Here is a 10,465-nt window from a genome sequence, read left to right on the forward strand (position 1 = left end):
CTGTCCCCGATGACGCGGCTTTGCCGAAGCGCCGATCGACAACCTCGCGTTCACCGTCTGCCGCACCGGTCTGTGCGTGCGCGGTCCTGCCGCGCATCCCCCTTCCCTGTACGTATCGTTCAGACGAGGTGCACCATGAAGCAGTTGGCGCTTCCAGAATTCCACATGCCGTTCGAGAGCGCGGGATGTCATCCGGGAGTCGAACAGACCAAGCAAGCCGCCTGGGAGTGGGCGGCGGCCGGCAATCTCGTCCTGTCACCGGTGGCCCGCAAGAAGATGATCCGGACCCGCCCCGAACTCTGGATATCCCTGATATTCCCCGAGGCGTCGCAGAAACACCTCGACCTCTTCTGTCAGTGGCTGTTCTGGGCCTTCCTCGTGGACGACGAGTTCGACGACGGCCCGGCCGGCCGCGACCCGCAGCTGTGCGAGGGCGCCATCGCCCGCCTCGTGGACGTGCTCGACGGCGCACGGGCGCCGGTCGGCCCCATGGAACACGCCCTGGACGACCTCCTGGCCCGCACCTGCACGGGCAGGCCGGCGCACTGGGTCCGGCAGTTCCGCCGTGACACGGCGGCCTGGCTGTGGACCTACTACGCGGAGGCGGTCGACCGGGCCGCCGGGCATGTTCCGAGCACCGCCGACTTCGTGAAGCACCGGCGCGATTCGGTGGCCATGCAGCCGTTTCTCGACCTGCACGAACTCACGGCGGGAATCGACCTGCCGGAATCGGCCCGGAGCCTTCCCGCCTATATCGCTCTGCGGAATGCGGTGGCCGACCATTCGGGGCTCTGCAACGACATCTGCTCCTTCGAGAAGGAGGCGGTACTCGGATACGAGCACAACACCGTCCGGCTCATCCAGCGGGACCGCGGCGGCACACTCCAGGAGGCCGTCGACGAGGCCGGGATTCTGCTGGCCCGCATCGTCGACCGGGTTCAGCGGGCCGAGAAGGAACTGGTCGAGGAGATCGAGGCGGCAGGCATCGGGGGGCCCGCGCGACGCGCACTGGAAAGGTGCGTGAGGGACTACCGGGGGCTCGTACGGGGGGACTTCGACTACCACGCGCGCGCCGAGCGCTACACCCGTCCCGACCTCATGGAGATCGACGAACAGGGTTCCATGTCCCGCAACTTCGCCGCCTGAGGGACGGAGGCGGCGGACCGCCCGTTCAGAATGGCGAGTTCCGGCCATTTGTCGTCGATGCGACACCCGGCTCTCCGGTCGCTCCGCAGCGGCCGGAAAGCCGTGCCGCCCGAACCGGCCACCCTCCGGCAGCCAGACACCCTCCTCGCGCTCGGGCCGGGGTCAACTGAGCCGGTCCCCCGAGGTCCTCGCGAACGCCGGATGTTCACCCGGAAGAGGGCATTGGAGAAAGCGCGAACGTTTCTGCGGCGCGACCTGGCGGACCCTCGGGTTAGGTTCACCGACTGTCACCTCACCGACCGTCCCCCCACCGACTGTCCTGCGGGCCCCGGGTACGTCCTCGGGGCCCGGCGCTGCGGAGAGGCATTCATGACCGAGACGCCTGCCCCCACGGCAACCGCCGTGCAGGCCCTGCTGCCCGAGCCGTGCGGCCGGATGTACCGCCGGGACGGCTGCACGGTGGTGGCGCTGCGCGACGAGATCGACATCGCGACCGCCGCGCTCATCGCACCGGCCCTGGACGGCGCGACCTCGGAGGGCTCGCCCCGGCTGGTGGTCGACCTGACGGACGTGAGCTTCCTCGACTGCTCGGGGCTCACGCTGCTGTGCCGGGCCCGCCGGCGTGTGCTGGACCGCGAAGGGCGGTTCTGGCTCGTCTGCGCCTGTCCCCGGATCCTGCGCCTGTTGCGGGCCGGCCGACTGCACGATCTGTTCGGCCCGGTGGCCACCCCGGACGAGGTCTTCCGCGCACCGGAGCTCACCACCCCGGCCGTCCCCTGACCACACGCCGGAGCTCACCGCCCCGGCCGTCCCCTGAGCACACGCCGGAGCGCGGCCCCCGGCCCGTCGGCCGGGGGTCGTGCGGACGTCAGTTCTGGGCGGCCCAGAACTCGTCGAACGTGAGGAGCCCGTCCCCGTTCGCGTCGTGGGAGTTGATCACGGCCTGCGCGACCGTCTCGGTGACGTACGGGTCACCCAGCTGAGCCATGACGCTCTTGTACTCGACCGCCGAGATGAGCCCGTCGCCGTTCAGGTCGAACCGCTCGAACGCCTTGCGCGCCGATTCGATGTCCGCCACTTTTCCGCCCCTTCGTATGACTGTCTGACGGAGGTCAGATTAACCGGCGCGACGGATGGCCCCGGCGGCGGCCGGTCGTCGATCATGGTGGGCCGTCCACCGCCCGGTGGCCGGGGCCCGAGCGGGGAGTACACGGCGCGATGAGCGAGGCACTGGCACGGATCCTGGACGCCGCGGCGCACGGGCGGTTCCCGCCGGCGGACGGGTCCACGACCGTGGTGCGGCAGCCGAACGCACGGGATGCCGGAGTGCTGGCGTTCACCGCCCACTCGGTGGTCTTCACCGAGGAGGACCCTCAGTGGGTGCGGGACACGCTCGCCGCCACCCCCGGCGACGCGCTCGCCGCGACGATGAACCCGCATTTCCTCGGTGCCCTGACGGCCCGGACCGGCCGGCACATGAACACGATCGACCTGCTCACGGTCGCACCCGCGCTGCCGGGCGTCCCGGACCTGGACCTGCGGGAGATCCGGGACCCGGAGCACCCCCGGGTGGCACGGGCGATGAGGTTCCGCGACGAGGTGCGGGTCTGGGGCGCCGAGGGCGGTGTGCTGATCCTCGGCCGCGGTGTGGCGGGGCGCTGGGAGACCGCCGTCGAGGTGGCCGAGGAGGCGCGGGGCCGGCGGCTCGGCGAGCGGCTGGCGCGGGCCGCCCGCCTGCTGGTGCCGGACGCGGTGGTGTGGGCGCAGCAGTCGCCGGGGAACGCCCGCAGTGTGCGGACGTTCCAGGCGGCGGGCTACCGGCCGGTGGGCTCGGAGGCCCTGCTGGTCGCGGGATGAGCCACGGGCCGGTGGGCCCGCGAGGGGCGGCTCAGCGGAAGACGCCCGTGTGACCGAGGGAGTAGCGGCCCGGCTGCGGGTAGACGGCGAGGCCGTGCGGTCCGCTGCCCACCGGGATCCGGGCCAGCTGCTTGCCGGTGGTGGTGTCGATCGCGTACACCTCGGCGTTGTAGCGCCCCGACAGCCACAGGACCTTGCCGTCGGCCGAGACCCCGCCCATGTCCGGGCTGCCGCCGTTCGGCAGGTGCCACTTCTTCGCCAGCTTCTTCCGCGCGAAGTCGAACACGGAGACCGAGCCCTCACCGCGGTTGGAGATGTACATCTCCTTGGCATCGCGGCTGACGTAGAGGCCGTGGCAGCCCTTGCCGGTGGGCAGCAGTTCCGGCGTGGTGAACTTCTTCCCGTCCAGCACCCACACGCCGTTGGCCACCATGTCCGCGATGTAGAAGGTGCTGCCGTCGGGTGACAGCTTGACGTCCTGCGGCATGGCGCCCTGGAACGGCAGTTTCTGCTGCCCGACGACCTTCATCTTCGCGGTGTCGACCTTGAGGAGTTCGCCGGAGAACTCGCACGAGACGATGAAGTAGCGCCCGTCCGCGGAGAAGTCGGCGTGGTTGACGCCCGCGCAGCTCACCGGGACGGCCTTGGCCGTCTTCATGGTGTGCGCGTCACGGAAGACCAGTTCGCGGTCCATGGAGGCCATCACGACGGCGTACTTGCCGTTCGGCGTGAAGTAGAGGTTGTACGGGTCGGAGACGTCGACCGTCTTCCCCGCCTTCCCGGTCGCCGGGTCGATGGCGGTGAGGCTGTCACCGACGTCGTTGTTGACCCAGAGCGTCTTCAGGTCCCAGGACGGGACGACGTGCTGCGGCTGGCGGCCGACCGGGATCGTCTCGATGACCTTGTACGTGGCGGGGTCGATGACCGACACGGTGTCGGAGTTGGTGTTGGGGACGTACACGCGGGACGGGAAGTCCTTGACGACCGGCGACAGCTTGCCGGGGGCGTCGGCCGCGTACACGTTCGCGGCGTCGAGCACCGGCGGCATTCCGGCCAGCCCCGGCGGGGCGGGCGGGGTGACGCGCTTGGCGGGCGGGGCGGCGGCCTCGGTGGCGGCGTCGGACGCGCCGCGGTCCGCCGGCGTGCCGCAACCGGTGAGTACGGCGAGCAGGACGCCCCCGAGGAGGGCCGCGGTGCGTGTGGTGGAGGGAGACATCAGGTCAGCAGCTCCGTGGTCGTCACCGCGCGCAGTTGGCGACGGTCGAGTTCGGTGAGGAGGAGGGGCAGCGCGGCAAGGGTGTCCGCATAGCCGAAGTGCATGCTCACCACGGACCCGTTGCGGATCTCTCCGGCCACCTTGCGGGTGACGGCCGCGGCGCCGGGCGAGGTGAAGTCGAGGGAGTCCACGTCGTACGAGAGGACGTGCGGGTATCCCGCCCGGGCGGCGAGCCGCTGGACGAGCGGGGTGGCGTACCGGGTGCGCGAGGGCCGGAACCAGGTGCCGATGGAGCCGGTGAGCCTGCGCAGCCGCTGGGCGCAGCCGGTGATCTCCGCGTACGCCCGCGTCTCGTCCATCGAGGAGATGTCGACGTGGTGCTGGGTGTGGTTGCCGAGGTCGTGGCCGCCGTCGAGGATCCTGCGGGCCATCTCGGGGTGCTCGTCCAGCCAGCTGCCCACGGCGAGGACGGTGACCCTCGCCCCGGCGCGTTCGGCGTGTGCCAGGACGGTGCGGGCGAGGGCGGGATCACCCTGGCCGTGGAAGGTGAGGGCGACGCGTGCCCGGTCGCGGGGGCCGTGGTCGATCTGCGCGGGCTGCCCGGGGATGCGGTGCGGGGCGGGCGCGGGGGCGTGCGCGCCGGTGGTGGCGGCCTGCCTCTTCGGTTCCGGGCGGGCGGGGGGCTTCGCCGGCGCCCCGTCGGCGTCCGGGTCCCCGCAGCCGGCGGCGAGAGCGGCCGCGAGGGCGGCGCCGGCTCCGGCGCGCAGGGTGCTGCGGCGGTGCACCGGTCTGTCGGAGGCGTTCATGCGCAGAACATTAAGTGCGTTATGTACGGAAATTACCTTCTGACCCACGATGACCGGGGAAGGTCACACGGATGCGCACCCTCGCTTCTCCGGTGATCAATGAATCACCCCGGGAATCCCCCACGCATGCACCGTTTGCCAGGCAAGTGACCCAACACACCTGTGATTCATCCAAGAAATACACAGAGAAACACCCGTTTGTCCGCATTGCGGCTTTGGCGGTGGAGTCGTCGGTCTGCCATAGTCGGAGACATCGACCCCCTTGACCCGGGCCAGGTCGTCATAAGCGGCCGTGAACACACCCCCCATTTCACGGCCCCCACACAGAAGCCCCCGCAGCGCCGCACCCCGGCCGACCGGGGGCTTCTGTGCGTCCGCTCCACGGACGGGGGCTCCGGCGGGGTCAGCGGTCGGAGATCCGCATCTCGAACCAGGTGGTCTTGCCGCGCGGCAGCAGATCGACGCCCCACCGGTCGGAGAGCTTGTCGACCAGGAAGAGCCCGCGCCCACTGACGTCCATCTCCTGGACGGGCATCAGGCACGGCAGTCCGCGCGAGGGGTCACGCACCTCGATCCTGATCCAGCCGCGACGGCGCATCATCCGTAAGCCGAAGACCCTGGCGCCGGTGTGCCGCACGGCGTTCCCGACGAGTTCGGACACCAGCAGAACGGCATGCTCGGCGGTCTGCGGGGACAGCGCCCACTGGCGCAGCACCACGCAGGAGGTGAGCCTGCGGGCGGTGGCGGCCGACTCCGGACGGGAGGGCAGCCGGACTTCGTCCTCCGTCGGATTTCCGAACAACTCCAGCGCTTGGAACGCCTGTTCGTCCTCGACGGCCGGCATCCTCCGTGCCGCGGTCGCGCTGCTGCGCTGTCGCGGCTGCTCCACACCCTCCAGGCCCGCCATGGACACCATCATGGCTGCCCAGCGGACGCTCCGTGGCCGTTCCGCGGGAATCCCTGACCCGGAATCAGGCCTTCCGTGGCAGGCTCCGGGCATATGCCGTTGGCAGAATGCATCGTTGGACACCCGCGCTGACCTGCCCGTATGCCGAAGCCGAGCGGGTTCGCCGGAAGGGGTGAGCGGCTGAGCCTTAAGGTTGCCTTAAGGCTCAGCTAATCCGCCCACACGGATGAACGCGCGCCCAGCCGTTCCCAACTGGCGTTCGGTTAGAGGAACTTGGCCTTGCCCGGACCCTCTTCCACGAAACTGCGCATTCCGCGCTCGCGGTCCTCGGTGGCGAAGAGGCCCGCGAACCAGGTCCGCTCGATGGTGAGGCCGGTGTCGATGTCCGTCTCCAGTCCCGCGTCGACGGCCTCCTTGGCGGCACGCAGCGCGAGCGCCGGGCCCTTCGCCAGCTTGGCCGCCCAGGCGTGCGCCTGCTCGTACACCTCGGCGGCGGGCACCACACGGTCCACCAGGCCCATGGTCAGGGCCTCCTCGGCCTTCACGTGACGGCCGGTGAAGATCAGGTCCTTGGCCTTCGCGGGGCCCACCAGCCGGGCGAGGCGCTGGGTGCCGCCCGCCCCCGGGATCAGCCCGAGCATGATCTCCGGCTGCCCCAGCTTGGCGTTGTCCCCGGCGATCCGGAAGTCCGCGCACAGGGCCAGCTCGCAGCCTCCGCCGAGCGCGTAGCCGGTGACGGCGGCGACGACCGGCTTGGGGATCCGGGCCACCGCGGTGAAGGAGTCCTGCAGCGCCTTGGAGCGGACGATCATCGCCGGGTGGTCCATCGCCTGCATCTCCTTGATGTCCGCGCCGGCCGCGAACACCTTCTCGCCGCCGTAGAGCACCACGGCGCGCACGTCGTCGCGCCGGGACGCCTCTTCGGCGAGCTCGCGCAGCCGGTCCTGGGTGGCGATGTCCAGGGCGTTCATCGGGGGACGGTCCAGCCGGATCGTGCCCACGCCGCCGCTTACTTCGAGGGTTACGGTCATGGGAGGCAGGTTAACCGGCGCTAACACCGGCCCGGACGGGCCGGGGCCGGTGCGGTTCGTCACAACGGGACACCGGCCGGGGCCCGGGGCCGTCGTCCCGGGCCCCGGCGGCTCAGCCCTCGATCCAGCCGTGGTTCTTGGCGAACTGGAGCATCCCCTGGCGTACCTGGAGGATGTGCGCCGCGGTGAGCCCGGGGGCCGATTCCAGCAGGACTTCGGTGACGTCCCGTACGTACTCCTCCGCGTTGAGCACGTCGCACAACACGTCGTCGCCGTCCGCGGCCTGCCTGCTCGGGGACTCCGAGCGCTGCGTGAAGACGGACGCCGGAACCGGCGCGCCCTCCGCGGCCCTGCCCGCGGCCAGACGCACCGAGGACGCCTTCAGCCCCCGGTCGCCCTGCTCGATCTCGAACTCGACCATCAGACCGGGCCGGAGGGCTTCCTCGGCCATGCGAAGGTCGTTCACGTGCAGGAAGACGTCCTCACCCCCGTGGTCGGGGGCGATGAACCCGTAACCCTTCGCGCCGTCGAAACGCACCACGCGACCAAAGACCATCGGAAACACCCTCTCAACAAGTCCCGGACCCGTGTCCGGGACACCCCTGTCGCACTACGCCGGAACCCGTCCACCCACTCCGGACACGCCCTGCGACTACCTGACCCTGACCCTAGCGTCCCGGACGCCCTTGCCCTCCGGACGGTGTCCGGACCTTCGCCGCGGCGCCGTAGCCGTCCGCCCGCGGCCTGGGAGTCCGCGGTCAGGAGGCCGGGCCGGCAGGCCCCGGCCGGCCCGCGGGCGGGTCCACCTCGTCGAGGAAGGTCCGCATCACCTGACGGAAGCGCTCCGGCTCCTCGAGGTGCGGCAGGTGACTGGACTCCTCGAACATCTCCCAGCGAGCGCCCGGAATGAGGTCCTGGAACGGCTGGACCGTCGCCGGGGTGGCTTCGTCGTACCGCCCGGAGATCAGCAGGGTGGGCACGGCGACGTCGGGGCAGAGGTCGATGACGGACCAGTCGCGCAGCGTGCCGTCCACGTGGAACTCGCTGGGGCCGTTCATCGCGTAGTAGACGGTGGGGTCGTTGTACACCTCGTAGAACGAGGCCAGGTAGTCACGGGGCCAGGGCTTGAGCCGGCAGACGTGCCGCTCGTAGAAGGTGCGCATGGCCGCGTGGTACTCGTCCGTCTCGGTGGTTCCGGCGGCCTCGTGCCGGAGCAGCGTCTCGTTGACCCCGGGCGGCAACTGGTCCCTGAGGACCTTGGCCTCCTGGAGCCAGAGCGGATACGAGGCGGGCGAGTTGGCGATCACCAGGCCGCGCAGGCCGGCCGGCCGTGCCGCGGCGTGGTGCGTGACGAGCATGCCGCCCCAGGACTGGCCGAACAGTACGTAGTTGTCGGCTATCCCGAGACCCGTGAGCAGGTTGTCGAGTTCCGCGGCGAACAGCTCCACCGTCCAGAAGTCCGCCCCGCGGTCGGGCAGATGGGTCGATCCGCCGTTCCCGATCTGGTCGTAGTGCACGACGGACCAGCCGTCGTCGGCCAGGTCGGAGAGGTTCCGCAGATAGTCGTGGGTGGATCCCGGGCCTCCGTGCACGACGACGAGCGTGGGCCGGTCGGAGCGAAGGTCGCCCGTCACCCGGTACCAGGTCTCGTACTCGCCGAAGGGCAGGGTCCCCTTGTCGCTGGGTGCGACGGTCACGTCACTTCGCCTCGCTTCGATTGGATTCGCTGTGGTCGGGTGGGGTGCGTTCCGGATCTGTCTTCTCCCGGTCCGGTCCGGTCATTCGGCCGCTCCTGTGCCGGCCGCCGCGTCGTGCGACTCCAGCCATTCACCGATCACCTGCGCGGTCTCCTCGGCACGGTCCTCGACGAGGGTGAAGTGGTTGGCGCGGACGGTCCGCAGGGTGTGAGCGGCCTCCCAGGGCTCGGCACGGCCGCTGACCAGGTCGGGGGATGCGTCGTCCCCGTCCGGGACGAAGGACTGGGTGCACTGGACGAACAGCACCGGGGCCTCGACCGGGGTGAGGGGGAGTCGCGGGACCAGTTCCACCCAGCGGCCCATCGCGGAGAGCCTGCTGCTGTCGAACCGCCCGAAGACCGCTTCCTTGTCGAACATGCCGAGGGCGAGGCCGTCGAGGGGGACGCCCTCGCTGCCGCCGTCGTGGACCTTGAAGGTGTCCAGCAGGACGACACCTGCCGGGCTCACCCCGCATTCCCGTTCCAGGTGTCCGGCGGTGGCGTAGGCCAGGGTTCCCCCGGACGAGTAGCCGAGCAGGACGAACGGCTTGCCGTCGGCGGCCTCCAGCACGCTCCGGGCGAGCGCCTGAACGGCGGCGTCGGAGGACGTGGGCAGGCTCTCCCCCGCGACGAATCCGGGGACGGGCAGTGCGGAGATCCTGCGCCTGCCTCCGAAGTGGGACACGAGACGCGCGTGCTGATGGACGCCCCCGGTGGCCATGGGGGTGCTGAGGCAGATGAGGTGCGGGCCTTCGGGTCCGTCCGCGAGACGGACGGCGGCGGGAAGCCGGTCGAGCTCGTCCACCGAGCCGAATCCCGGCCGCACGTCGGCTGCCGCCTGGAGGAGTGCGAAGCCCTTGTCCGCACGCCCGGAGACGACGGCGCCGTGGAACATGTCGCGGAGCGTCTCGGGCGGCCGGCCGGCCGACTGAGGGGCGGCCCCGCTCTCCGGCCCGGCGTGCGCGTCGGCCGGTCGCGCTGCTTCGTCGGTGTCACCGGTCGCGAGGGGGCCCGCGGCCAGGAGATCCGTACGCAGAAGCCGGGCGAGTTCCGCGGGGCTCTTGCTGTCGAAGACCACCATCGGGGGAAGCTTCAGTCCGGTGTCCTTCATCAGGGCGTTGCGGAGTTCCATCGCACTCAGCGAGTCGAACCCGGCTTCCAGGAAGTCCCGTTCCGCATCGAGCGCGTCCGCGCTGCTGTGCCCGAGGAGCGCGGCGGCCCGCTCCATGACGAGCGCCCGGAGAAGGTCCTCCTGCCCGGTCCCGTCGGCCTGCGCGAACCGCTGCCGCAGGGAGGCCGCGTCGGCTCTGGAGACCGTACTGCGCCGCCTGGTGGTGGGGACGAGGTCGCGGAGGAGGGCGGGGAGGGTGTCGGTACGGGACCGGAGCGCGGCGACATCCATCGGCAACGGAACCAGAGCGGCCCGGCCGGACGCCAGCCCCGCATCGAACAACGCGAGCCCCTGCTCAGGCTCCAACGCCGGCAGCCCCTGCCGCCTCATCCGCTCCAGATCCGCCTCACCCAGCCACTGCCCCATCCCCGCACCCGCCCACAGCCCATACGCCAGGGAAGTGGCCGGCAGCCCCTCCGCCCGGCGCCGCACCGCCAACGCGTCCAGGAACACGTTCGCCGCCGCATAATTCGCCTGACCCGCCGCCAGCACAGAACCACCCGCCGACGAGAACATCACGAAGAACGCCAACTCCCGCTCACACGTCAACTCATGCAAATACCACGCACCATCCGCCTTCGCCCCCAACACCCGAT

At 70.8% G+C, this 10,465-nt stretch carries 11 protein-coding genes; 3 read left to right on the forward strand and 8 right to left on the reverse strand.

The features are described 5' to 3' along the window. The first annotated feature begins 165 nt into the window (after positions 1 to 165). Together E6R60_RS27595 and E6R60_RS27600 are read left to right on the forward strand one after the other, a co-directional pair. The gene (locus E6R60_RS27595; protein WP_136329407.1) at positions 166 to 1,146 is read left to right on the forward strand and encodes a terpene synthase family protein; all 981 of its coding nucleotides are present in this window, start codon (positions 166 to 168) and stop codon (positions 1,144 to 1,146) included. A 369-nt stretch (positions 1,147 to 1,515) separates the two neighbouring features. Next, entirely contained in the window at positions 1,516 to 1,926 is a 411-nt protein-coding gene (locus E6R60_RS27600; protein WP_136329388.1) for an STAS domain-containing protein, read from the forward strand. 88 nt (positions 1,927 to 2,014) lie between these two features. On the opposite strand, the gene E6R60_RS27605 is transcribed toward E6R60_RS27600, so the two are convergent. After that, positions 2,015 to 2,224: an EF-hand domain-containing protein gene (locus E6R60_RS27605; protein WP_124716283.1), complete on the reverse strand. Its 210-nt coding sequence runs from the start codon at positions 2,222 to 2,224 to the stop codon at positions 2,015 to 2,017. 140 nt (positions 2,225 to 2,364) lie between these two features. On the opposite strand from E6R60_RS27605, the gene E6R60_RS27610 reads away from it, so the two are divergent. Then, positions 2,365 to 3,003, forward strand: a complete 639-nt coding sequence (locus E6R60_RS27610) for a GNAT family N-acetyltransferase (protein WP_136329389.1) — start codon at positions 2,365 to 2,367, stop codon at positions 3,001 to 3,003. Between the two features lie 31 nt (positions 3,004 to 3,034). Here E6R60_RS27610 and E6R60_RS27615 read toward each other — a convergent pair whose 3' ends face one another. The 7 genes from E6R60_RS27615 to E6R60_RS27645 form a co-directional block, all read right to left on the reverse strand. Continuing rightward, a complete protein-coding gene (locus E6R60_RS27615) occupies positions 3,035 to 4,219 on the reverse strand; it encodes a YncE family protein (RefSeq protein ID WP_136329390.1) in 1,185 nt (394 codons plus the stop codon). Further along, complete coding sequence (locus E6R60_RS27620) at positions 4,219 to 5,025, reverse strand: polysaccharide deacetylase family protein (RefSeq protein ID WP_136329391.1); 807 nt, start codon at positions 5,023 to 5,025, stop codon at positions 4,219 to 4,221. Before E6R60_RS27620 ends, E6R60_RS27615 begins: the two co-directional genes overlap by 1 nt. 403 nt (positions 5,026 to 5,428) lie before the next feature. After that, positions 5,429 to 5,944: an ATP-binding protein gene (locus E6R60_RS27625; RefSeq protein ID WP_136329392.1), complete on the reverse strand. Its 516-nt coding sequence runs from the start codon at positions 5,942 to 5,944 to the stop codon at positions 5,429 to 5,431. 251 nt (positions 5,945 to 6,195) lie between these two features. Next, complete coding sequence (locus E6R60_RS27630) at positions 6,196 to 6,963, reverse strand: enoyl-CoA hydratase-related protein (RefSeq protein WP_136329393.1); 768 nt, start codon at positions 6,961 to 6,963, stop codon at positions 6,196 to 6,198. Positions 6,964 to 7,075: 112 nt separating this feature from the next. Further along, positions 7,076 to 7,519: a cold shock domain-containing protein gene (locus E6R60_RS27635; protein WP_136329394.1), complete on the reverse strand. Its 444-nt coding sequence runs from the start codon at positions 7,517 to 7,519 to the stop codon at positions 7,076 to 7,078. Positions 7,520 to 7,721: 202 nt separating this feature from the next. Further along, positions 7,722 to 8,660: a proline iminopeptidase-family hydrolase gene (locus tag E6R60_RS27640; RefSeq protein WP_136329395.1), complete on the reverse strand. Its 939-nt coding sequence runs from the start codon at positions 8,658 to 8,660 to the stop codon at positions 7,722 to 7,724. A gap of 81 nt (positions 8,661 to 8,741) precedes the next feature. Next, positions 8,742 to 10,460, reverse strand: coding sequence for a KR domain-containing protein (locus tag E6R60_RS27645; RefSeq protein WP_136329408.1), 1,719 nt, complete (start codon positions 10,458 to 10,460; stop codon positions 8,742 to 8,744). Between the last annotated feature and the right edge of the window lie 5 nt (positions 10,461 to 10,465).

Source organism: Streptomyces sp. A0642 (assembly GCF_004795105.1).
Classification (GTDB): domain Bacteria; phylum Actinomycetota; class Actinomycetes; order Streptomycetales; family Streptomycetaceae; genus Streptomyces.